Genomic DNA, 24293 nt, shown 5'->3' on the forward strand with positions numbered 1-24293 from the left:
AAAGGAGTGTACCCGGATGGGCTGTCCTGTATGTGGAAGCAAAGCAGTTGGCAAGGTAGGCATGGATCAGTATTATTGCTGGGATTGCTGTGTGGAGTTCAGGCAAAACAAAAACGAACTCAACATTTTTGAAGTTGCGGAAGACGGGTCTTTAATTGCTTATGGCCAGGACAAATTCGAAGGTTAAGTATTTCAAGGGGGTGAAAAGATGCGGAAAGGCTTTTTCAACGGTTTACTTGCCGGCGGAATTTTAGGCGCGATCATGGGAATGTTTATGTCGCCCCAACTGAAAAGAGATATCTTGGCTGAGGGCAGAACTGTTAAACGACAGGCCCGCAGGACGATGAAAGGAATGAAAAAAACTTTCAGAGATTTCTTGGAATAAATCTTAGAGGTGGGGTTATCCTCACCTCTTTTCAACGGGGATAAGGCTGTGAAGGGATTGCAGTTAACCAGGAAAAAAATTTACAGATTAATTTTCTTGATAACAGTTCCGGTATTAACGGGTTACCTATTATACAGGGTGCGGCGGATCATAATACCCTTTGCCCTGGCCGTATTAATTGCGTATTTGTTAAACCCATTTGTCAACATGCTTGAAAGTAGGCGCCTCCCCAGAGGGATAGCTATTCTGTTGGTATATGCCCTCGTATTTGTATTTATTACCGGGCTGGTTACTGTAGGGGTTCCGGCCATCATGGATGAATTGACTTCCTTTGCCCGGGCAGTACCGCACTTTACCAGGGAGGTACAGTCGATTGTGCACGAAGCGGAAGCCAGGTATTCCCGTTTTGTTCTGCCGGACCCGGTAAAAAAGGTTTTTGACCAAAAGATAAAACTGGTGGAAGCTCAACTTATCTCACTGACCGGAGAACTTGCCGAAGGAGTGGTCGGCATATTTTCTCACCTTTTCAGCCTTATTATCGCCCCGGTCTTTGCTTTTTACCTGCTCAAAGATTCGGGAAACATTAAAAAAAATTTCCTCGCTTTGCTGCCGGCGGGATGGAGAAATGACGTGCAGGCCTTAACGGTGGACATAAACGAAATCTTCAGCAAATACATCAGGGGGCATTTGCTGGTTTGTGTCATAGTAGGGTTTCTTACGGGTGTGGGCTATGCTCTGGTAGGCCTCGAATATGCTTTTATATTAGGCATTTTTGCGGGCATTGCCGATCTGGTTCCATATTTCGGACCTTTTATAGGGGCTTTGCCTGCTCTTATGCTGGCTTTATTAGAATCAAGGGTAATGGCTTTGAAAGTGTTAATTGTGGTATTGGTTATCCAGCAAATAGAGAATTCTGTAATTTCCCCCAAAATTATCGGAGACAGTTTGGGGTTGTCTCCGCTGGTAGTCATTATTGTTCTCATGGCCGGCGGGGAACTGTACGGCCTATTGGGGCTGCTTCTGGCTGTTCCGGTTACTGCGGTATTAAAATGCCTCATAAGATATATGTACCTGAAATTAGTGGATTGAAAATTGACATTAATTGGCCTTTTCTGTATAATTGATACCGAACTGGAAATAGGTAAAGCTATGACGGGCAGGAGTACTCTTACCATTGGTATCCCAGAGAGGAGGCTAAATGCTGAAAGGCTTCTATACCGGGTCAGGGGAAGCAGGCTCTGAGTTTTTATGCCGAAAAGACGAAAGTAGGTATAAACGTGGTGGCACGTTACAGCCAACAGAGGGACCGGCCGCAGCCGGTAACCAGGGTGGTACCGCGAAACAGACCTTTCGTCCCTGGAGTGGCTTTGCCCTTCCAGACGAAAGGTTTTTTAGTTTGAAATTTTTTCAATGTCTTGGTAAGGGAGGAATGGGTTTTGACAGGAAATGAAATACGTGAAAAATTTCTGAAATTTTTTGAGAACAGGGGACATACCATTATCGCCAGTTCTTCGCTGGTTCCCCATGATGACCCAACGCTATTGTTCACTAATGCCGGTATGAACCAGTTTAAGGAAGTATTTCTGGGCCTGGACCGGCGGCCCTATAAAAGAGCCACTACTTCCCAGAAGTGTGTAAGGGCCGGGGGCAAGCACAACGACCTGGACACGGTGGGACGTACGGCCAGACACCATACTTTTTTTGAGATGCTGGGTAATTTCTCCTTTGGGGATTACTTTAAGCGGGAAGCCATTACATATGCGTGGCAGTTCCTGACGGAGGAGTTGGGTCTGCCGAAGGACAGGCTTTATGCGACTGTTTACAGGGATGATGAGGAGGCAGCCCAACTGTGGCAGGAAATCGCCGGTTTACCGCCTGAGCGGGTTATCAGGCTGGGGGAGAAAGACAATTTCTGGTCCATGGGCGATACAGGACCGTGCGGGCCCTGTAGCGAGGTGCTTATTGACCGGGGTGAAGAGTTCAAGTGTGCAGCCGATAATTGCGCTATCGGCGCATGTGATTGCGACCGCTGGCTGGAAATATGGAACCTGGTATTTATGCAGTACAACCGCGACGAATCCGGGGAAATGACGCCTCTGCCGAAACCAAGTATTGATACCGGCATGGGCTTGGAGAGAATTGCTTCTGTTATGCAAAAGGTGAATAGCAATTTCGATACTGATTTATTTAAACCCATCATGGCCAAAGTCGAAGAATTGAGCGGCTCTGTATATTATCAAGACGAACGGGGCTTTCCGTTCCGGGTGATTGCCGACCATGCCAGGGCCTGCACCTTCCTAATCAGCGACGGCGTACTCCCGAGCAACGAAGGCCGTGGCTATGTGCTGCGCCGGATACTCAGGAGGGCCGTAAGATTTGGGAAGGTTCTGGGCATAGAAAAGCCTTTCCTTTACCAGATGGTTGGCGTTGTTGCTGATTTGATGGGTGATGCTTATCCTGAGATCAGGGAAAAGCAGACTTACGTGGAGCAGGTTATCAAAATTGAAGAGGAACGTTTCCACGAAACCCTCCATGAAGGTATGCGGCTGGTCAGCGACATAGTTGAGAAGGTCAAGGCCGAAGGCCGGCAATCCATTTCCGGGCAGGAAGCGTTTCTCTTGTACGATACTTATGGGTTTCCGCTGGATTTGACGGAAGACATTGCTGAAGAACATGGGCTGACTGTTGATAAAGACGGATTTGCCGCCGCTATGGAGGAGCAAAGAACCAGGGCCAGGGCTGCCCGCCAGGATGAAGCCATGCTTGCCGGTCAGGAGTTATATGCCGAGGTGGGTCAGAAGCTGGGGGCTACAGAATTTACCGGCTACAGTGAATTGGAAACCAGAGCCAATGTGGTGGCCTTGATTGTTGACAAAGAGTTCCGGCATGAAGTCAGGGCAGGCGAACAAGTCGAAGTGATTATGGACAGGACCTGTTTCTACGGGGAAAGCGGCGGTCAGGTAGGCGACCGGGGGATACTGGAGTCCAATCGTGGCGCGGTAATTAAAGTAACTGACACTAAAAAAACCTTTAACGGGCTGATAGTCCACCTGGGTGTGGTGGAAAAGGGTAGTGTATCCTTTGGCGACGTGATGGATGCCAGGGTTGACGCCCGGAGAAGGAAACAGATCGCCCGGAACCATTCCGTTACTCATCTGCTGCATAAAGCCCTGAAGGAAGTACTTGGCGACCACGTAAACCAGGCCGGGTCTTTGGTGGAACCCGAACGCTTACGTTTTGACTTTACCCACTTCCGGGCAGTAACGCCCGAGGAGCTGCAAAAAGTAGAGGACCGGGTAAACGAAATGATATTGGCCAATTTGGACGTGCATGCTTTTGAAACTTCCCTCGATGAGGCAAAGGCCCTGGGCGCCACAGCCCTTTTTGGCGAAAAATACGGCGAAAAGGTCAGGGTTGTCAAGATGGGTGACTACAGCATGGAGCTTTGCGGTGGTACCCACCTGCGCAGTACCGGTGAAGCCGGCCTGTTTAAGATTTTAAGCGAAAGCGGTATAGGGGCCGGATTACGCCGGATTGAAGCTGTTACCGGCGAAGGGACTTTAAGGTATATCGCTGAACAAGAAGCCAGGTTAAAAGATATTGCCAGACTGGTAAAATCGTCTCCCGCCGAAGTTGTGAAGCGGGTAGAGAACATAGTGGACAACCTCAGGGAAAAGGAAAAGGAACTGGAACAACTGCAAGCCAGGCTGGCCAGGGAAGAATCCCAAAACCTGATGGACAAGGTCAAGGAGGTCGCCGGAGTAAAAGTACTTGCGGTACCTACCGGCGCACCGGATATGGATGCCTTGCGCCATATGGGGGATATGCTGCGGGACAAACTGGGCAGCGGTATAGTCGTGCTTGGTGCAACTCTTGGCGATAAAGTAAACTTTGTGGCTATGGTTACCAAGGACCTGGTGGCCAAAGGGGCCCATGCCGGCAATATCATCAAAGAGGTAGCCAGGGTAGCCGGTGGAGGGGGCGGCGGCCGGCCCGATATGGCGCAGGCCGGCGGTAAAGACCCGGCGAAGCTGGAGGCAGCGTTACAGAAGGCCTACGAGGTTATTGAACAGCAGTTGCAAGGAAAATAAGCACGCAAAAACCCTGTCCCGGTAATAGACCGGACAGGGTTTTTACTACCAACGGTTTATTGATTGGCTGATTGAACCAGGTCTCTGAGTACCTGGAATTTCCCTTGATTATCTTTGCACCATTGCTTATAATCTTTGATTTTATCTTCGTTAAACTCGACTTTGGAGTTATTCTTAAGTAACTCAGCCAAGGCCGGAACTAAATTTTCATTTCCCGCTTCAATCTGGTCCATTATGTACGGTATTGCCGGAGTACCCAACCTAATGAGATTCTTAATCTTAATGTCATCGGGATCGGAAGATTTGACTATATTTGTTACCTGGTTTGGGATTGATTTTAAATGATTGTCAAAGGCTTTAGAAAATTCCTTGGCATTGGTCCAGCCATAATTTTCTCCTTTTAAGTTAAGTTTGGTTATTTTTTCTATTGTTATGGCCAGCAGGTACTCTTCTAAACCATTGTTCGGACTGTTTCTTATCTTATTTCTTAATTCTGGAAGACCGTCAAAACCGTACGCAACCAAGTTATTAAACCCTTCATTATTTTTTATATAATCGTAGGGATTGGAACTCATGGCAATTTTGGGATCTGCGGAATTATCGGCAACTTCCTCCATCATTTGATTAATATCGTTATTTAATCGTGCCTGAACAACTTTAGTGGACGAATTATTTAAAAATATTGTTACAGCGAGGATAGCAATAATTGCCACACTGAAAAATAGTTTTTTCTTCAAGTTAATCACTCCTTAAAGAAAACATTCTCAAGCAATTTCCCTTAATATTATTTTCTAGTTTAAACAAGATTTTCCTGCAATGTAGGTACTGCTAAAATCCTTTTTGCCACGGCCATTGGGGTGGAGGCATGCAAGAAAACAAAATAACAAATTTTTCAGCGAGCTGGAGGAAATAGTTCCCCATTGGAGAATACTAGTTTATATTATCCAGTTTCAGAATGGAGGGGGCGACCATGAACAAAGGATCTTTCGAGGAAACCATGTTATTTAAGGCCAAAATTGAAGACATTAATGAGGCCAAAGATATATTGTTTCAGGTCTATGAAGCCTTGAGGGAAAAAGGATACAATCCCATAAATCAGATTGTGGGCTATCTGCTTTCCGGCGACCCGGCCTATATAACCAGCCATAAAAATGCCAGGAGTCTAATCAGAAAACTGGAGCGGGATGACCTGATGGAGGAATTGGTAAGGAGTTATTTGCAAAAGTAACGGTTAGAATACTTATAGAAAGCTTGCGGGCGGCTTAACCGCCCTTTCTTGATGTCTGATGAAAAGAGTGAGGATGGCATGGAATATCGAGAGCTTGGCAAGACCGGTCTTCAGGTGTCGCGCCTGTGTTTCGGCGCTTTGACCATCGGGCCGCTGCAGCGCAACCTGCCCCTGCGGGAGGGAGCAGAGGTTTTAAGGCATGCTTTCCGCATGGGAGTTAATTTCATTGATACGGCTGACCTGTATGGAACATACCCTTATATTCGGGAAGCTTTGAGGGGTATGGGCAGAGAAATCATTGTTGCTTCCAAGTCTTACGATTATACCCGTGAAGGAATGCGGAAAAGTGTAGAAAAAGCCCGCCGGGAACTGGACCGGGATGTGGTAGACATTTTTATGCTGCACGAACAGGAATCGGAACTCACCATCAGAGGCCATTGGGAGGCCTTTGAATACCTTTTGGAGGCCAAAGAAAAAGGTATCGTCAGGGCTGTAGGCATTTCTACCCACAAGGTGGCCGGTGTTCATGCTGCAACGCGGATTAAGGAAATAGACGTCATCCACCCGTTAATTAACAGAGACGGAATCGGTATTTCTGACGGTTCAGCGCAAGACATGCTGCAGGCCATAAAGGATGCTGCTGCGGCGGGCAAAGGTATATATGGCATGAAGCCGTTGGGCGGAGGGCATTTGTATAAACGGGTACCGGAGGCGCTGGCCTTTGTTTTGCAGCAGGATTGTTTGCATTCCATAGCTTTGGGCATGTATACTAAAGAGGAAGTGGACATGAACGTCAGCATCTTTAACGGCGAGCCGTTGACCAACGAGATTTACCACAAGGTAAAACAGATACCAAAACGGCTCCACGTGGAAGACTGGTGCCAGGGCTGCGCACGATGCACGGAAAAGTGTCCCGTAGGAGCTCTGGCCATCCGAAAAGGGAAAGTTTCCGTGGATAGGGAAAAATGTCTGTTATGCGGATATTGTGGCGCCGTGTGCCCGGAGTTTTGTTTGAAGATAATTTAATTCGGCTTTTACCGCAGAGGGCGCAGAGAGCACAGAGAAAACACAGAGAAAAGGGTAAACTGAATTCCCACCTTAATTGATTGAAATACTATTACCATAATAATTAGAGACTTTAATCTTTGTGTGCTTTGTGTACTCTGTGGTTTGCAAAATTAAAAATGGAGTGGAAATATGCGGGTAATGGGATTGGATGTAGGCACAAAAAGAATAGGGGTTGCCGTCAGTGACCCCTTGCGGTTGACAGCCCAGGGGTTGACGGTTATCAAAAAGGGTGAGGAATTAACCGAACTGCCCAGGATAATCGAACAAATGGAAGTAAGCGAAATAGTGGTGGGTTTACCTAAAAACATGGATGGCAGCCTGGGGCCAAAAGCCCAGGAAATATTGGAATTGACTGAAAAGTTAAGGGAAACTTTACAACTGCCCGTTCATACCTATGATGAGCGCTTGACAACGGTAGCAGCGGAACGGATACTGCTGGAGGCCGACTTATCAAGGGCCAAACGCAGGCAGGTAGTAGACAAGACTGCGGCTGTGTTAATATTACAGGGCTATTTGGATTCAACAAGATGAAATTGCCAAAATTAGTATGAAAGGGGCCACAATAGGAAACAATAGCAATATAACACTTTTTACTGCCATTTGTTGACACTTATTATTATCTAATATACAATACTTATATTAAAGTGAATTGAGGTGATAAAAATGACCGAAGATAACAATGTCATCACCCTTACGGATGAAGAAGGGCAAGAGCATGATTTTACGGTTATTGACGTAATCGAGGTAAAAGATTCCGAATATGCTATTCTTCTACCTATGGGTGACGATGAGGACGAGGAGGCAATAATTCTGAAGATCACAAAGGATGAGAACGGAGAAGAAATTCTTGTCGATATCGAAGATGACGAAGAGTGGGAAGAAGTAGCAGATACATGGGCCAGCATGGTTGAAGAGGACGAATAATAGTTACGCCATATGGCAAATAAATTATTTTAAGTGAATTAAGGCATTTGTTATCCTGCCGGATACATAGGCCTTTATTTTTTGTCATCAGCGCCTTTTTCATGCCGAAGTATGATACCCCAATTAGAAGTATGATAGCCCAATTATAAAAGGAATTTTCTTACCGGCGTATAATATAATAAAAATGAAATTTGGTCAAAAATTATGTTTTTTGTAGAAATGGGGTGAAACCGTGTCATTAAGTACACTAAAAGTTTTCTTGTTGACAACAATAGTCGTGGCAATATCGGCTGTTCTGTCTTTTTTTGTTGCTATAGCGGTTTCAGCTGAGGAAGACCAAATTTATTCCGGGGTCTGGGTGGAAGATATCAGTCTGGGGATGTTAACCAGGGAACAAGCCAGGAATAAGTTAGAAGAGCTGAATGATCAAATTCGTGGAAAAGAGGTTCAGGTCAAATACCCTGGAGGAGAAGCGGCCTTTAAATTAGCAGAAATAGATGCCTCCATTGACGTTGAGGGAATTTTAAAAAAGGCCTGGGAGTATGGCAGAAAAGGGTCTCTTCTGGACCAATGGCAGGAAAGAAGAAGGATTGCCCGTGAGGGGGTAATTATTCCTTTAAAAATTAACTATTCCAGGACTAAGTTTGAAAAGCTGGCCCAAAAACTGGGGGCTGGCGCCACAATAGAGCCGCAGGATGCCAAACTGGTTATTACCCGGCAGGATACAATACAGATTATTCCGGGAAAACAGGGAAAAGTTATTGATACCCAGAATGCCCTGGCGCAAATAGAAGACATACTCAATAAAAAGCAGGAACCTGTTTTAAACCTGGTTCTGAAAACCAAAGAGCCCGAAATGACCACTCAAGAGGTGGAAAACATGCATGTAAACGGCATTATTTCCCATTTTTCCACCTTTTTCAATGTCCAGAAAACCAATAGGGTATATAACATTAAAGTTGCCGCCGGCGCTTTAGACGGGACTTTTATCAAACCCGGCGAAACCTTTTCGTTTAACAAGGTAGTTGGACCAAGGAGCAAAGAAGCAGGGTATAAACTGGCGCCTACCATTTTAAACAATGAGTTTATTGACAGCCTGGGCGGGGGCGTATGCCAGGCATCGACTACCCTTTACAACGCTGTCCTGCTGGCCGGTTTGCCCATTATAGAAAGGGCCAACCATTCCCTGGTGGTCAGTTACGTTCCTATGGGGCAGGACGCGGCGGTAGCTTACGGGGGAAAGGACTTTAAATTCAAAAATAACCTGTCCTCCTGGGTTGTTCTCAAAACGGAAGTGGTCGGCAACAGGCTGACTGTCAAGATATTTGGAGACACTGCCCTGAAAAAAGATGTTCGAATAACCAATCAGATATTGAAGACTTATCCCTTTAAGGTGGTTTATAAACAAGATGCGACAATGTATAAAGGTAAGCAGGTAATTAAACAAAAGGGCGTCAACGGGTACAAGGTCGCTTCTCAGCGGCACATATTCGTAAACGGAAAGGAAGTTCGGGCTGAAAAATTGCCTTCGAGTTACTATAAGCCTTTGGACCAGATCATACTGGTTGGAACCAAAAAAGTTGTGGCTAAAACCAAAACTTCCATTTCTACTAATACCAATAACCATAAAAAGCCCGTGGCCGGCCAGGGGACCCTATCACCCGGCCAGCCTCCTGCGGCACCGCCTGCCAATGGGCCCCAGCCCGAGGCGCCGCAAGGAAACCAAAACAATACGGGCGTGGTCAATCCGGCAGGCTAAAAAATGCTTCGCGTTCGCGAAGCATTTTTTGCATGTAGTTTTTGCGGCCGGCATATACTTTAATGATAACGACCTGTTTGAAAGGAGTGCGGCCATGAAAAAAATAGTGATAGCCGGTCGAAATGACAGTGGAAAATCTACCATTTTGGGTGAGTTGTATAAAGGCCTGAAAGCAAAGGATATCCAGCCTTTGGCTATAGGATCCGGGGTGCAGGATGAAAAGCCCTATTTATTGAAAGGGATTGATGCCACTTATCTTACCATTGCCATACCGGCACCGGGTGAAGATGTTGTTGGAGATATTGAACGCGTAACGAAAAACGCTGTCAACCAGATTAAGGAACGGAACTCGCTGATTCAGCACGCCAGAAAAGCCCTGGATGAATTGAACAAAGTCAGGTCGGTACTGGATTTGGGAGCACTAAGTCAAAAAGACATCCCCAGGGAGGCTGCTTTACCTGATATTGCCCTGATAGAAGCTGTAGGAATAAATGACGGTTATAAATCAACAGCTACCAGAAAACTGGCCGATATCCTTGTTACGGTTGTACCGGCCGGAATTAAAAATGAAATTATTATGGAAACGGGAAGCATTCTTTTAGACGAAGCCGATATCATTGTGGTCACCAAAATAGATGAAACTCCGCGGGATGTTGTGACTACCACATTAAAACTGTTAAAGCGAATCTACAGCCACAAACCAATTATACCTGTAGTGGCCACGCAGGGTGTACATATGGATTTGGTGCTTGATGAACTTTTGAAGCGGTTTATTGATCCACTTTTACTGTTGGACCTGCAGGAAAAAGAAGAAGTTAACGAGGCCTGATTATTCCTTCGTCCATCTCCTGTGGCCCCGAGAGGGCAGGGTATCGATGGGCGATTTTTTGTGGTTTTTCATTGTTTACCAGTGCCGAACATTGTATAATAATGTAGAAAATCGAATTTATGTGGAAGAAGTGATATTGGTGGCACATTTGGGACAAGCCCCTGTAAAAAAGGGTCCGCAGTTTATTTTCAGGTTAGTGACCAAAACATTTTTTTTATTGGCCCTATTTTTAGGGTTAACCGCCGGTGTTGGTTATAACCAATATGTAAATGGATTAAAACCCGTTGCTTCAGATCATGGCGCTGAGATTAAGCTGACTGTTCCCACCGGGGCCACAACGGGTCAAATTGCTGACCTTCTTAAGGAAAAGGGATTGATCAAAAATTCATTTATTTTCCGGGTTTATGCCAGGCTGCACAGGTTTGACGGTAAACTGAAGGCAGGGAATTATACCCTGAATACTTCTATGAGTTTGCCGCAAATAATGTCTAAAATAACTGGGGGTTCGGTGGAGTACATCACTTTTACCATTCCTGAGGGGTTCAATACCAGGCAGATAGCTGACCGGTTGGCTGCCAAAAACCTGATTAACAAAGAAGTGTTTTTTGATTTGGTAGCTAACGGTGACTTTGATTATGATTTTTTAAACGGGTTGCCCAACAATGAAAAAAGGCTGGAAGGCTATCTCTTTCCTGATACTTATAAAGTTACGGCCACAACCACAGAAAGAGAAATAATTGATATGATGCTGGCCCGTTTTGCCCGTGAAGCTACGCCCGAATTCAGGCAAAAAGCTCAGAAACTGGGCCTTACCCTGCACCAGGCCGTGACCCTGGCTTCTATTGTGGAGCGGGAAGCCAAAGTAGATAAAGAACGGCCCAAAGTGGCTGCTGTATTTCTAAACCGCATGAAAAAGGGATGGAAACTGGAATCATGTGCAACGGTACAGTATGCCTTGGGCCAGCCAAAGGCCAGGCTGCTGAACAAGGACCTGCAGATAGATTCACCTTATAATACTTATAAATATAGCGGATTGCCACCGACTCCTATTGCTTCGCCGGGCAGGGCTTCCTTGCAGGCTGCTGTGAATCCTGCCAATGTAGATTATCTTTTCTTTGTTGTCTCGCAGGATGGTCGGCACGTATTCAGCAGGACCCTGGCCGAACACAACCGGGCTAAAGCCAAATATATAAAGGAAACCTTTAATGATTAGTGTTGCTGGTAATCCTGACGAACTGTGGTATAATATAAATAATGTGGCTGAGTGTGTGGTTTGGGCCACACATTTTCCATGTATGGGACTGACGAATGGGTGGTTTAATTGGCGCACGTTGTAAACAGGGAAATAGAAAATTACCTTCGGCAACTGGTTCCGGAACGGGACCTGCTCTTGAAATCACTGGAAGAAAAAGCTGAACAGGAGTATGTATCTATTGTTTTGCCGGAAGTAGCGCAGTTTTTGCATTTGATGGCCTTGCAGAGCCGGGCCCAAAATATTCTGGAGATTGGGACCGCCATAGGGTACTCTACGATTTGGCTGGCCCGGGTTGCCAAACAGAATGGCGGCCGGGTGACGACTATAGAAATTAACCAGAGGAGATATGAAAAGGCATTAAACAGTATCAAACAGAGCGGGCTGGAGGACGTAATTTCAATTATCAAAGCCCACGCAGCCGACATACTGCCCACCTTAAGCGGGACATATGATTTTATTTTTGTCGACGCCGCCAAAGGCCAGTACAGCAGCTTTTTTGAAGAACTGTACCCCAGGCTGCAGACAGGCGGCCTGATCATATTCGATAATGTTCTGGCCGACGGCCTGGTTATATGCAATGATGAAGATATCGAAAGGCGGCAGCGGACGATGGTACGCCGTTTACGTGAATTTTTAAAAATGATTACCGGATACCCCGGATTGGTAGCGTCAGTCATCCCCATGGGGGACGGGTTGGTAGTGGGCTATAAAACGGGCTAACCAAGTATTAACGGAAAGGGGTTTCGGCATGTGTTTGGTCAAACCTGAACTGTTAGCTCCGGCAGGAGATTTGGAAAAACTGAAAATTGCTATTATGTATGGAGCCGATGCCGTATATATTGGAGGACACCGCTACGGGTTGCGGGCAGCAGCGGGTAATTTCACCATTGAAGATATGAAAACGGGTGTGGAATTTGCCCATACGAGAGGTGTCAAGGTCTATGTTACCGTCAATATCTTTGCCCATAACCGGGACCTGCCCGGTTTGCCCGCATATTTAAAGCAGTTAAGGAATATAGGCGTGGACGCCCTGATTGTGTCCGATCCCGGAATTTTTGCCATCTGCCGGGATATTGCGCCGGAAATACCTGTGCATCTGAGCACTCAGGCCAATACCACCAACTGGGCCAGCGCGGACTTTTGGCGCCGGCAGGGAGTAGAAAGAATAGTATTGGCCAGGGAACTGTCCCTGGCAGAGATAAAAGAGATTCATGACAGGGTGGATATTGAGCTGGAAGCCTTTGTACACGGAGCCATGTGCATTTCCTATTCCGGACGGTGTCTTTTGAGCAACTTCATGACCGGGCGGTCGGCCAATTTGGGTGAATGTACCCAGCCGTGTCGGTGGAAATATGCCCTGGTGGAAGAAACCAGGCCGGGACAATATTTCCCCATTATGGAAGATGAACGGGGCAGCTATATCTTTAATTCGCAGGACTTATGCATGATTCGGCACATCCCTGAACTGGTGACTGCCGGTATCAGGAGCTTTAAGATAGAAGGCCGGATGAAGAGTATTCACTACGTGGCCACGGTGGTCAAGGCCTACCGGCAAGCTATTGATACTTTTATGGAAAACCCTGAGCAGTATCGTTTTCGGGAAGAATGGTTGGAGGAAATCATGAAGGTAAGCCACCGTGAATATACGACCGGTTTCTATTTTGGCCGGCAGCCGGCAGCCGAAAACTATTCCTGTTCCTATAAACGGACCTATGATTTTGTCGGATTGGTCAAAGAGTACCTTGCGGAGGAGCAGACAGCCGTTGTTGAACAACGGAACAGGTTTGCCCGGGGAGACCGGGTGGAGATTGTGGGACCTAACATGGGGCCTATGGAAGTAGAAATAAATGAGATGTGGGATGAGGACGGACAACCGATTGAAGCGGCCCCACACCCGCAGCAAATTGTGAAAATAAAAATGCCGGTCAGGGTAGAGCCCTTTTCATTGATACGCCGGGCCAAGCCGGAAGCGGAACACAAACTGCCCTAAAGGGGGTAAATGATGGAAAATAAGATTTATATCAAGATGGACCCTCGGGACATTATATACCTGGACAATATTATGGAGGGGTTTGACGGCTTGGGCATAGTCAGTACGGGCAACCCCAAAACCGGTGAAGTATATATCCATGTGACGCCTGATACCAGGGATGAGGTGCTGGAAATTTTGCAAAATTTCCCCAGGCCGCTTGTTTATTCCCTGGACAGAGAAGGGCGGGGGGAAAATTCGATGTAATCGATACCTATTACCTGGCCTTTCGGCAGGGAAAATTCCAGCACGTTAATTCCCGCCGAGAGGTTTTGCTCGGGCAGGGAAATCTCATAGGTTTTCCATGCTTTGTCCAGCCGGATTTCCACACTGGCTTTTTTATTGATTTTTATTCTCAGAGAAGAAAAATTGTCACTGAATGCCTGTACACCCACAGGGCTTTCCTGAAGTGGCGCCATACGTATTCGCATCACATAGTTGCCTTTGCTGCGGAGGGGCATGTATACTGTGGGATTGACTGCAAGGCTGCGCAGATAGTCGAACTGTCCCTGCCAGGTTTCCGAAGTTTGGGACCAGCCCTTGCCCAGGTAAAAACGCTGGCGTCCCAGGTCCATTTTCGGGCCGAAGAAATAAGGGTCGTCCACATAAACACCAACCAGGGAATCATAGCGCCGCGGCGGTTCGCCGTATTTAACGGCAAAATACAGGTTGGCCGGGAAGGAAAAAGGATTACCCGTCCTTTTGTATATTTGTTCAACCATGTTCTTAAAAACCGTATCGAAAGCCACCACACCGCCCTGGTGGATAACGCGACCCCTGAACTGATTCATGAACAGGATATTGCCCGCAATTAAGGCTGCCATGCAGAGGTACACCGCAACGGCAGGCCTTTTCTTTATGTAATCGGTGACTGCCGTTAAAAGGCTGCCCAGCCCAAGGGCCAGGAAAAGCAGGAAGCCGTCAAACCTGCGCATCCCGAAGGCCCATCCGGACCACCAGTCCTTGACCACGCTGTTTACGTAAGTCATGGCCAGGAACAGGAAAAAGATTCTTATGGTTAATCCTTTGTCGCGCTTGAACAGGATAAACCAGCCCAAAGCGCCGAGATATAAAGCAGGATGCCAACTGAAAAGCCCGTGCCTGGAGGAAAACAGGGTTTCTGCCATAAAGGGGGCTGTCCATTTCATAAAGGAACTGCCCTGGGGAATGGTCAGAAACCCGCCGTAAATAATTTTCCAGACAATCATTTGGGGCAGAAAGGCTGCTATGGCTGAGGCCAGAAACACCATATGACCGGCCAACAGATGCCTGATATCGCCATAATTGCGCTGTTGTTGCTGTAGCTTATAATAGTCAACTGCCGCGTCCAGGGCCGGTAGAAGCATAAAGATACCGTTTTGCCATCGGACCAGCATCATTAAACCGGCGGCCAGCCCGAGCCAAAACCAGTCCCGGATATTCCGGTGTTTCCGGGACCGGTGCCAGAGGTAGATGAAAAGGGTTACGGCAAAAAAGGAAACGCAATGGGACATAGACGGTTCAAAAATCATGTAGTATAGCAAAAAACTGCCCAGCCAGACCGTCAGAGTGGCCAGCAGTGAAATGGAAGCCGAAAAATACCTGGTCAGCAAACGGTAAACCAAAAGGATGCCGGCAAAGGCATAGGCCTGGCTGGCCAAAGATACGGCCAACTGGTATGGCGCGGAAAACCCGTCGGCGGGTATGGAACCGCCCAGTTGGTTTATAACCAGCACAAAAAGGTGGGCAGCCAGGTAAAAAGGCGCCCAGAGGATGGCGGGCCCAACGGAAAAAACATTGGTAAAATGGCCCGTTACGGTATCTTTCGGTTTATAAGTAAGCCAGAAGGCTTTGGGGTAGTGCTGAAAATCATTGTGAAAATCCAAATCCCCGTCAATTACGGCAGAACGGAGATAAGCGAAATAATTATACCCATCGCTGGCTACCCGGCCGCCAACGACAACCAATAAAATTAAACATAGCAAGAAAACCAGGACCAGAAATATGTAAGGGCTTTTGGTTTTAATCAAGCCTGATAAACGTACCATGCTGAGCCTCCGTGAAAAAACCGTTTTTGTCAACATTCCTTATCAAAGTATAGCATTATTGAGGAAATAGTTGCAACCTGTCCGGGCATAAATGGGGGCAGGCAGGGTTTCTTGGGTCCGAGGGCACTATAAAGGGTTGGGTTGTTTTACAAAGGATTTTCGTTGCACTGCCGCCGTGGTGCATCTGACTGCAAAACTTCCGCGTAACAGGGCTCGATTCCCCGTCTTGTCTGAAGACGGCGAAGGCCGCCGGGAAGTTTCGGTTTATCCGAAACGTGAGGCGGCCTGACCTTTTAGAATGCTTGATGAGCCGTCGAGTTCGGGGAAAGGCCCTGTTGCGGAAGAATTTGCAGTTAGATAAACAGGCGGCGAGCCGGAAAACCCGGTAAAACAACCCAACCCTTTTGTTTAATTAATGTTTGTTTAAAAAACAGCCTTTTTGCCGATGCTAAAATTAGGCAAGGGGGTTGACGGAATGGAATTCCGCAGACAAAAACGCATTATTCAGACCTTTTGGATCTTTATTTTTTGTTTTGCTCTGCTTTTGTGCCGTTTATTTGTTGTACAAATCCGGCATGCCGCCGATTATGCCGCCAAGGCCGAAGCCCAGCAAAACCGGATTATCCCCCTGGAAGAAGTGGCGCGGGGAGATATAATGGATAGAAATAAAGTGCCTCTAACGGGAAGCGGTTTTGTACCTAAAGTAGTAGTCTTACCCTATTTGATGAAAGACAAGGTGACCACAGCTCATCGTCTGAGCAGCATACTGCAGGCGGATCCCCAGGTTTTGTTGGCACGGTTTGCCGGCCGGCCGGGAATGCTTCCGAACGAGATTTCATTAAGGCAGGCCCAGGCTATAAAAAGGATGAGGCTGGAGGGTGTACAAGTATATTATATAAAGAAAAGATATGACGTAAATCCCCTGGCCGTCCACCTGATTGGCCATTTAGGGAAAATTTCCGGGGCGGAATTGGCCAGGTATGCAAGCAACCCAATGCAAAAAGCTTACTCCAGGACTGATTTGGTAGGGAAAATCGGTTTGGAACGATATTATGAACGCTGGTTAAAAGGTACCCGTTACGAAACGTACCTGCAAATTCCAACTGATGCTAAAAACAGGCCGCTTAAAGGGCTGGACGTGAAAGTTAACAAGGTAAAAGACCCCGGAAGAAATCATTTAATATTAACCATAGATAAGCGCATCCAGTTGATTGCGGAACAGGCTCTGGACAGGCATAAAATTGCGGCAGGCGCCGTAGTTGTAATGGATATCCGGAGCGGCGATATCCTGGCTTTGGCCAGCCGACCTGTATTTGACCCGAATAACATAAGTTCCGCTTTACAAAACAATGATCAGGGGAATGTTTTTTTGGATAACTGCCTCCAGTTTTTACAGCCGGGTTCTGTCTTTAAACCTGTTGTCGCGGCAGCGGCGCTGGAATTGGGAGCTGTCAGGCCCGATTCCAGGTTTTTGTGCCTGGGTGAACGAGATGAACCGGTTAAATGCTACCGTAAGGAAGGCCATGGGCTGATCAGTTTTGCGGAAGCAATGGCTTATTCCTGCAATCCTGTTTTTGCCCGGGTAGGACAGAAAATCGGCGCCGCTAACTTGATTGAGTATGCCCGCAAATTGGGCTTTGCCGAGAACGGGATCATTGGTATCCCACACGCCGGGGATGCCGGTGAAAACCTGGCCAAACTGACAGAACCTTACACCATTGTTAACAGCAGTATTGGACAGGGGCCTGTGCTGGTTACGCCTGTCCAGGTGACGGCCATGATGGCGGCTATTGCCGGGAACGGAATATACAAAAAGCCGCGCCTGGTTATGGGAATTCTTGACAGCAATTATAATTTGACAAAGGCCTTCGCGCCTGATGCAGGTGAACGGGCACTCAGTCCGGAAACCAGCCGTACCCTACGGGAGATGTTTAAGGGTGTAACTACTATGGGAACGGGAAAACTGGCGTATGTACCCGGATGGGGCAGCGCCGGTAAAACAGGGTCGGCTCAGGTTGACAAGAACCAGGGCATCGTTGATGCCTGGTTTACGGGATATGCTCCCCTGGATGCGCCCAGATATGCAGTAACAGTGCTGATTAAAGGCGGCGAGAGCGGAGGCAAATCGGCGGCGCCGGTATTCAGGGAAATAATGGAAACCATGTTGTTGTTGAAATAAGTTTTTTTCAATGTTTATAAGGGTTAAACAACTGTTCCCAGTACTGATGAATTTTAACGTGTCGTTTTATGTAGAAATTTGTATCAAGGAAAATAATGTATAATGTCGAATAGTAAAAATGTCAATTATGGTAAAATGATTACAGAGAAGGTATCCAACTTTTGCATTTATTATTTCATCATTACAGCGCTAGTGATCTTGCGAAAGGTGAGTTGATATTTTTGAGTAACTATTGTAAGAATGGTTGAAATAAGCAAGAGGTTGGTGTTATGAATTATTATGCGCATTCTGACAGCCAAAAGAACAAGAAGGAGTGGCACTTGCTAAAACGCCATTTAGAGGATACGGCACAATTGGCTTCCGTTTTTGCAGGGAGCTTTGGAGCGGAAAAGCTGGGTTACCTGGCCGGTCTTTTACACGATATTGGCAAGTACTCAAAAGAATTTCAAAGACGTCTGGAAGGGGACAAAATAAGGGTCGATCATTCTACGGCGGGAGCGATTGAGTCAGACAAGCGCTATGGAGTGTATGGTAAGATATTGGCTTATGTAATAGCCGGCCATCATTGCGGGCTTCCAGATTGGGGCAGTGTGGCAGATGAGACTTCGCTGGAAAGTCGGTTGAAAAAAGAATCATTACCGGATTATAGCGCATATATGAATGAAATTAATTTAATGGAGCCGGAAGAACTGGTTTTCCCAATAAAAAAGGCTCCTGTGGGATGTGGATTCAGCGCCCAATTCTTTATCAGGTTCCTGTATTCGTCACTTGTAGATGCTGATTTTCTCGATACGGAACGGGCGTTGGATCCTGGGAAATCGGTACAGCGTATTAACAGAGCCTCCTTGGCTGAAATGCTGTCAATTCTTGATACCTTTCTTGATAATAAATGCCGCAGCGCACCTGTTACACCAGTTAATCGGCACAGAGCAGAAATACTGGCCAACTGCAGGGAAAAGGCGGTTAATAGTCCGGGGCTTTTTACATTGACAGTACCGACAGGAGGGGGCAAGACCCTATCCTCTATGGCATTTGCCCTTAAACATGCAGTTACCCACGGCATGGATAGAGTTATTTATGTAATCCCATATACTAGTATAATTGAACAAAATGCTGCGGTTTTCAGGGAAATTTTTGGCGAAGAAAAGGTTCTGGAGCACCACAGCAATTTCGATTATCCTGAAAATGATATTAGGGAAACGGATTCTGAAAACTTTACGAGGCTTGCAGAAAAATTAAAATTGGCCGCTGAGAATTGGGACATGCCTATTGTAGCAACAACGAATGTACAGTTTTTTGAATCATTGTTTGCTGCCAGAAGTTCCCGTTGCCGAAAACTCCACAATATTGCCAACAGCGTAGTAATAATTGATGAGGCTCAGATGATTCCTACCGGTTATCTCAAACCTTGCATCAACGCATTGGTTGAATTAATTACCAACTACCATACGACAGTAGTCTTGTGCACTGCTACACAGCCTGCCATAAAAAAGTTCCTTCCATCGGAGATAAAACCTTTAGAGATAATAGATGATTCCAAAAAACTGTACAATGCTTTTCAAAGGGTCAATGTTAACTACCTTGGAGATTTGCCATTATCTGACGATTTACTGGCGAAAAAGTTACTATCCCATAATCAGGTGCTTTGTATAGTCAACTCCAAAAAACACGCCAGGTTAATATTTGAAAAAATTCAGGGGGAAGGGGTCTTTCATTTAAGTACGCGCATGTGTCCTGCCCATAGATCTGAAACCCTGAGAAACATAAGGGAGCGGTTGACAAAAGGAGAAATATGCAGAGTGGTTTCTACCCAATTGATCGAGGCCGGTGTTGATGTAGATTTTCCTGTTGTTTACCGCAGTTTGGCGGGAATCGATTCAATTGCCCAGTCTGCCGGTAGGTGCAACAGAGAAGGCTTAAAAGAAAAAGGTGAGGTGTACGTTTTCAGACCTGAAAAGCACGGGCTGCCCGCAGGCTGGCTATCCAGAACGGCATCAGTTGGTGGCAGTATAGTCATGCAACATGAAGACCCACTCAGCTTGGACGCAGTCAGGGATTATTTTTTGATGCTCTATGACCTCGAGGGAGAGGAATTGGACCGAGAGATGATAATGGCGGAAATAAAAGAACAGGAAAGGATGCTGAAGTTTCCTTTCCGGAGAATTGCTGATAAGTTTATATTGATTGATAAAAATACGACTGCAGTGGTCATTCCATGGGATGAAGCTTGTAGGAAACTGCTACAGGAGTTACGGTGGAGACATTTTCCTGGCCAATATGGCCGTAAGTTGCAAAAATACACAGTGGATGTGTACGAAGAAGAGTTCAGGGAAATGCTCCGGCTAGGAATCCTTGAAAATGTTGCCGACATGTTTTATGTGCTACGTGAGGATGTTTATAGATCATATTACAATAAGGAAATGGGGTTGCTTCCATGCACAGAGAGTATGTTTCTTAATGATACATTAATTGTTTAGCTTGATAAGGAGGTGAAAATATGGGTTATGGTATTCGTCTGCTGGTCTGGGGGGATTATGCTTGCTTTACCAGGCCGGAAATGAAAGTGGAGAGGGTTAGCTATGATGTCATGACCCCTTCCGCTGCCCGGGGAATCCTGGAGGCTATCCACTGGAAACCGGCAATCCGGTGGGTGGTGGACAGGATACATGTCCTTAATGAAATACGGTTTGACAACATACGCCGTAATGAAGTTGGGGGCAAAATACCGGCAGGGAACGTTAAAAAGGCTATGAAGGGAGAGACTGTGGTACTGTGTCAGTATGCGGCTGACGACAGGCAGCAGCGGGCTACTCTTTTACTGAGAGATGTAGCTTATATCATTGAAGCGCATTTTGAGATCACGGAAAATGCCGGTCCGGAGGATTCAGCGGAGAAACACTACAATATAGTCCTGAGACGGGCCAGGCAGGGGCAGTGTTATCATTATCCTTATCTTGGATGCAGGGAGTTTCCGGCCAGGTTCCGCCTAATTGAGGAAGATGAACCACTTCCGCGCTCAATACATAAGGGAGATAAAGACCTGGGTTGGATGTTGCTTGACATTGATTATAAGAATAACATGACATCAAAGTTTTTCAGGGCAGTAATGAAGGAAGGAGTAATTGAAGTGCCCCGGATGGAGGAAGGGGGGATAGCGAAGTGATTATCAATTCTTTATATCAGTACTATGAACGTTTACTGGAGGATGAAGGTTCAGGAGTAAGCAAGCCTGGGTACAGTAAAGCCAAGGTTGCATATGCTCTGGTTCTATCCTGCAAAGGTGAGTTGGTTAATATTTTGGACCTGCGGGTGGTAAAGGGGAAAAAACTGGTTTCCCGCGAAATGGATGTCCCGGAGCAGGTGAAAAGGTCTTCAGGGGTGGCGGCAAATTTTTTGTGTGATAATTGTAAATATGTCCTTGGCCTGAACCCGGAAATTAAAAAGGAAAAAACCCAAAAGGACAGAAGCAGAGAGACATTTCAGGCTTTTGTCAACTTGCACAAGGAGATACTGGATGGGGTGGATGACCAGGGCGCAGAAGCAGTACTAAGTTTTTTAACCACCTGGGATGTGACAAATGCGGCTAATCACCCAAAAATAGTAGAAAACATTGAAGGACTCGCTGAAGGGGGAAACCTGGTTTTCCGGCTGGAAGGCTCAGAAGGGTATATTCATGAACGGCAGGCGATCATTAATGCCTGGGATAAATACCGATCGGGGCAAGTCTCGGAGGTCACAGGCCAATGCATGGTAACCGGTAAAATTTCACCCATAGCGCGGCTGCACCAGAATATTAAAGGAGTGGTTGGTGGTCAATCGACGGGGACTTCTTTGGTATCCTTTAATTTTAAAGCGTCTGAATCATATGGTAAGGAGCAGAGTTATAACGCACCTGTTGGTGAAAATGTAGCATTTGGCTATACCACAGCTCTAAATTATTTGCTCAGCAATGAAAAACATAGAATACGAATAGGCGACACCACAACTGTATTTTGGGCTGAGCGTTCAACAGACGGCTTAGAGGAAGATCTGCTGGGAGCTTTGTTTTACCCGATTGTTCAAGGCGATACTGAAACCAATGAAAGAATAGACGATGAGCAGAGCAAGGTAAGGCGCGACCCACAAACAGTACGTCTTTTGCATGATATTTTTACCAAGGTTCGGGCTGGAGAACCAGTAGATGAAGGGCTTGTTGGTATAGACCCAAACGTTAACTTTTTTATTTTGGGACTGGCACCTAATTCTGCCAGGCTTTCGGTAAGATTCTGGCATGTAGACCGGTATGGAAATTTTTTGGACAAAATTGGTCGCCATTATTCTGATTTGGCGATTATAAAGGATTTTGATAAAGCCCCGGATTTTATTTCCGTAAGCATGCTTTTAAAAGAGACGGCGCCTTTGGGTGATGCCAAGCGAATTCCTCCGCTGCTGGGAGGTGTGCTGATGCGCTCCATTCTTACAGGGATGCCTTATCCCCAGGCGCTTTACAATGCAATTCTTTCAAGAATCAGGGCAGACCAAAGAGTAAATTATGTCCGGGCGGCCATAATCAAAGCCTGCCTGGTAAGAAGCCAACGCTTTTATAACAAAGGAAATGAGGTGAATGTGTTAATGTCATTAGATGAACAAAACACAAATTTGGCCTACAGGTTGGGACGATTGTTTGCCCTTCTGGAAAAAGCGCAGCAGGATGCGAATCCGGGTTTGAATGCTACTATAAGAGACAGGTATTTTGGAGCTGCTTCTGCGACTCCGGGTTCTGTATTCCCTATATTGATGAGACTTGTTCAGCATCATCTTGCTAAAGCCGAATATGGCCGTATCACGGACAAGCGTATAGAGGAGGTTATGGGCGGGATTGGTAGTTTTCCGTCTTACTTGAACCTTGAGGAACAGGGCTTATTTGTGCTGGGATATTATCATCAGCGTCAGGCTCTTTATGCAAAAAACGAAAAGAAAGAGGGATGATTTATGGCAGATGTAATTAAAAACAGGTATGAGTTTGTTCTTCTTTTTGATGTAGAAAACGGTAACCCCAACGGGGATCCTGATGCCGGCAATATGCCCAGGATAGACGCGGAGACCGGGCTTGGATTGGTGACGGATGTCTGCCTGAAACGAAAAATCAGGAATTACGTGGATATTGTTAAAAATGGGATTGAAGGCTATGACATTTATGTGCGCGAGGGTGCAATTTTAAATGCGCAGCACAGGAGAGCATATACCGCGATAGGGATTGAGCCTAACACCAAGGATAAAAAGCTTCCCGCAGATGTCCAAAAAGCAAAAGAAATTACTGACTTTATGTGCCACCATTTTTTTGATATCAGGGCTTTTGGTGCAGTCATGACAACGGAGGTTAATTGTGGTCAGGTCCGCGGACCTGTTCAGCTTAATTTTGCCAGAAGTATAGATCCCATTGTTCAACAGGAAGTAACCATTACGAGGATGGCTGTAACTTCAGAAAAAGACGCGGAAAAGAAGGATAGGGAAATGGGACGCAAACATATTATACCTTATGCTCTTTACAGGGTAGAAGGTTACATATCTGCTCACCTAGCAGAGAAAACGGGATTTTCTATGGATGACCTTCAACTACTCTGGGATGCACTGGTTAATATGTTTGACCATGACCGTTCAGCCGCAAGGGGAAAAATGGCTTCGCGCAAGCTAATTATATTTGAGCACGAGTCACCCCTGGGGAATGCACCGGCTCACAAATTGTTTGATCTTGTGAAGGTATCCAGGAAGGACCTCGGTCGTCCTGCCCGCTCATATGAGGATTATCAAGTTGATCTCAACAGTTCGGCGTTGCCGGCCGGAGTTAAGATAATAGAAAAATAATGATTACCGGGGCTTATGACGATGAAAGCCTCCTCCCCTTGTCCGGTATCCAGCATTTTGCTTTTTGTGAACGGCAGTGGGCCCTAATCCATGTTGAAAAACAATGGGCGGAAAATATACGGACTGTTGAAGGCAGACAACTGCATGAGCGGGTTGATGATCCATATTTTACGGAAAAGAGGAGCAACATAAAGGTTGTGCGTTCAGTACCGCTGGTGTCCAGGCGGCTGGGTCTTTACGGAGTGGCGGACTTAATTGAGTATGAACATAATTCAGCTGCAGACAGGTCTCCGAAAATCAGAATTGTAGAATATAAAAGAGGTAAGCCAAAACCGGATGAGAGGGATGAAGTGCAATTGTGTGCCCAGGCTATGTGTTTGGAAGAAATGCTGGGAATAAAACTGGATTATGCTTATTTCTATTATGGAGAAACAAGACACAGGCACAGAGTAGATTTTCACGAAAAACTGAGGGAAAAGGTAGAACAGTTATCAGGTAAAATGCACGAATTGTTCGAAAAAGGTATAACTCCGCCGCCGGTTAAAAGTAAAAAGTGCAAGTGTTGTTCCCTAAATGACCTGTGTTTGCCGGTTCTGGGAAAGAAAACAAGAGAAGCCTGCCGTTACATTGACAGTTTAATAGCGGAAATTGAGAGTGAATCAGCGGGAGATTAAT

Annotated in this window: 22 protein-coding genes and 1 other annotated feature; of the genes, 20 read left to right on the forward strand and 2 right to left on the reverse strand. The window is 46.3% G+C overall.

Annotated elements, in window-relative coordinates; genetic code table 11:
* Positions 1 to 16: 16 nt before the first annotated feature.
* The 4 genes from ACSNJE_RS01910 to alaS all read left to right on the forward strand — a co-directional run bounded on the left by ACSNJE_RS01910 (position 17) and on the right by alaS (position 4476).
* Positions 17 to 187 carry a YrzR-like zinc ribbon domain gene (locus ACSNJE_RS01910; protein WP_013120767.1) on the forward strand — a complete coding sequence of 57 codons (171 nt, stop codon included), beginning with the start codon at positions 17 to 19 and terminating at the stop codon, positions 185 to 187.
* Positions 188 to 208: 21 nt separating this feature from the next.
* Positions 209 to 385: a YtxH domain-containing protein gene (locus ACSNJE_RS01915; protein WP_160315528.1), complete on the forward strand. Its 177-nt coding sequence runs from the start codon at positions 209 to 211 to the stop codon at positions 383 to 385.
* 48 nt (positions 386 to 433) lie between these two features.
* Positions 434 to 1474 carry an AI-2E family transporter gene (locus tag ACSNJE_RS01920; protein ID WP_474773245.1) on the forward strand — a complete coding sequence of 347 codons (1041 nt, stop codon included), beginning with the start codon at positions 434 to 436 and terminating at the stop codon, positions 1472 to 1474.
* Between the two features lie 51 nt (positions 1475 to 1525).
* Positions 1526 to 1746 (forward strand) — a binding site (T-box leader).
* Positions 1747 to 1821: 75 nt separating this feature from the next.
* Complete coding sequence (gene alaS, locus ACSNJE_RS01925; protein WP_495251862.1) at positions 1822 to 4476, forward strand: alanine--tRNA ligase; 2655 nt, start codon at positions 1822 to 1824, stop codon at positions 4474 to 4476.
* 56 nt (positions 4477 to 4532) lie between these two features.
* Here alaS and ACSNJE_RS01930 read toward each other — a convergent pair whose 3' ends face one another.
* Positions 4533 to 5213: a hypothetical protein gene (locus ACSNJE_RS01930; RefSeq protein ID WP_495251863.1), complete on the reverse strand. Its 681-nt coding sequence runs from the start codon at positions 5211 to 5213 to the stop codon at positions 4533 to 4535.
* 233 nt (positions 5214 to 5446) lie between these two features.
* Here ACSNJE_RS01930 and ACSNJE_RS01935 point away from each other — a divergent pair, with 233 nt between their 5' ends.
* The 10 genes from ACSNJE_RS01935 (at position 5447) to ACSNJE_RS01980 (ending at position 13775) form a co-directional block, all read left to right on the forward strand.
* The gene (locus ACSNJE_RS01935; RefSeq protein WP_013120761.1) at positions 5447 to 5704 is read left to right on the forward strand and encodes an IreB family regulatory phosphoprotein; all 258 of its coding nucleotides are present in this window, start codon (positions 5447 to 5449) and stop codon (positions 5702 to 5704) included.
* A gap of 78 nt (positions 5705 to 5782) precedes the next feature.
* A complete protein-coding gene (locus ACSNJE_RS01940) occupies positions 5783 to 6730 on the forward strand; it encodes an aldo/keto reductase (RefSeq protein WP_052217183.1) in 948 nt (315 codons plus the stop codon).
* Between the two features lie 171 nt (positions 6731 to 6901).
* A complete protein-coding gene (gene ruvX / locus ACSNJE_RS01945; RefSeq protein ID WP_052217182.1) occupies positions 6902 to 7303 on the forward strand; it encodes a Holliday junction resolvase RuvX in 402 nt (133 codons plus the stop codon).
* Between the two features lie 132 nt (positions 7304 to 7435).
* Positions 7436 to 7696: a DUF1292 domain-containing protein gene (locus ACSNJE_RS01950; RefSeq protein ID WP_013120758.1), complete on the forward strand. Its 261-nt coding sequence runs from the start codon at positions 7436 to 7438 to the stop codon at positions 7694 to 7696.
* A 232-nt stretch (positions 7697 to 7928) separates the two neighbouring features.
* Positions 7929 to 9455 (forward strand): VanW family protein, encoded by a 1527-nt coding sequence (locus ACSNJE_RS01955; RefSeq protein ID WP_495251864.1) that lies wholly within the window; start codon positions 7929 to 7931, stop codon positions 9453 to 9455.
* 94 nt (positions 9456 to 9549) lie between these two features.
* Positions 9550 to 10284, forward strand: coding sequence for a P-loop NTPase family protein (locus ACSNJE_RS01960; RefSeq protein ID WP_013120756.1), 735 nt, complete (start codon positions 9550 to 9552; stop codon positions 10282 to 10284).
* A gap of 46 nt (positions 10285 to 10330) precedes the next feature.
* The gene (gene mltG, locus ACSNJE_RS01965) at positions 10331 to 11497 is read left to right on the forward strand and encodes an endolytic transglycosylase MltG (protein ID WP_052217180.1); all 1167 of its coding nucleotides are present in this window, start codon (positions 10331 to 10333) and stop codon (positions 11495 to 11497) included.
* Between the two features lie 108 nt (positions 11498 to 11605).
* On the forward strand, positions 11606 to 12259 hold the full coding sequence (locus ACSNJE_RS01970) for an O-methyltransferase (protein WP_474660261.1): 654 nt from the start codon (positions 11606 to 11608) through the stop codon (positions 12257 to 12259).
* Positions 12260 to 12287: 28 nt separating this feature from the next.
* Positions 12288 to 13529, forward strand: a complete 1242-nt coding sequence (locus tag ACSNJE_RS01975; RefSeq protein ID WP_495251865.1) for a peptidase U32 family protein — start codon at positions 12288 to 12290, stop codon at positions 13527 to 13529.
* Between the two features lie 12 nt (positions 13530 to 13541).
* Entirely contained in the window at positions 13542 to 13775 is a 234-nt protein-coding gene (locus ACSNJE_RS01980) for a DUF4911 domain-containing protein (RefSeq protein ID WP_013120752.1), read from the forward strand.
* Here ACSNJE_RS01980 and ACSNJE_RS01985 read toward each other — a convergent pair.
* Entirely contained in the window at positions 13733 to 15595 is a 1863-nt protein-coding gene (locus ACSNJE_RS01985; RefSeq protein ID WP_495251866.1) for a glycosyltransferase family 39 protein, read from the reverse strand. The two genes, ACSNJE_RS01980 and ACSNJE_RS01985, sit on opposite strands and share 43 nt — an antisense overlap.
* 475 nt (positions 15596 to 16070) lie before the next feature.
* Here ACSNJE_RS01985 and ACSNJE_RS01990 point away from each other — a divergent pair, with 475 nt between their 5' ends.
* The 6 genes from ACSNJE_RS01990 to cas4 all read left to right on the forward strand — a co-directional run bounded on the left by ACSNJE_RS01990 (position 16071) and on the right by cas4 (position 24292).
* Positions 16071 to 17774 carry a peptidoglycan D,D-transpeptidase FtsI family protein gene (locus tag ACSNJE_RS01990; protein ID WP_495251867.1) on the forward strand — a complete coding sequence of 568 codons (1704 nt, stop codon included), beginning with the start codon at positions 16071 to 16073 and terminating at the stop codon, positions 17772 to 17774.
* A gap of 269 nt (positions 17775 to 18043) precedes the next feature.
* Entirely contained in the window at positions 18044 to 20251 is a 2208-nt protein-coding gene (cas3, locus tag ACSNJE_RS01995) for a CRISPR-associated helicase Cas3' (RefSeq protein ID WP_495251868.1), read from the forward strand.
* A 20-nt stretch (positions 20252 to 20271) separates the two neighbouring features.
* Positions 20272 to 20937 carry a type I-C CRISPR-associated protein Cas5c gene (cas5c, locus tag ACSNJE_RS02000; RefSeq protein ID WP_495251869.1) on the forward strand — a complete coding sequence of 222 codons (666 nt, stop codon included), beginning with the start codon at positions 20272 to 20274 and terminating at the stop codon, positions 20935 to 20937.
* Positions 20934 to 22742, forward strand: coding sequence for a type I-C CRISPR-associated protein Cas8c/Csd1 (gene cas8c / locus ACSNJE_RS02005; RefSeq protein WP_495251870.1), 1809 nt, complete (start codon positions 20934 to 20936; stop codon positions 22740 to 22742). The genes cas5c and cas8c overlap by 4 nt, the downstream gene beginning before the upstream one ends.
* A gap of 3 nt (positions 22743 to 22745) precedes the next feature.
* Complete coding sequence (cas7c, locus tag ACSNJE_RS02010) at positions 22746 to 23618, forward strand: type I-C CRISPR-associated protein Cas7/Csd2 (RefSeq protein ID WP_495251871.1); 873 nt, start codon at positions 22746 to 22748, stop codon at positions 23616 to 23618.
* The gene (gene cas4 / locus ACSNJE_RS02015; RefSeq protein ID WP_495251872.1) at positions 23618 to 24292 is read left to right on the forward strand and encodes a CRISPR-associated protein Cas4; all 675 of its coding nucleotides are present in this window, start codon (positions 23618 to 23620) and stop codon (positions 24290 to 24292) included. Before cas7c ends, cas4 begins: the two co-directional genes overlap by 1 nt.
* Position 24293 lies beyond the last annotated feature (1 nt).

This window comes from Thermincola sp. GK-1, from assembly GCF_059412445.1.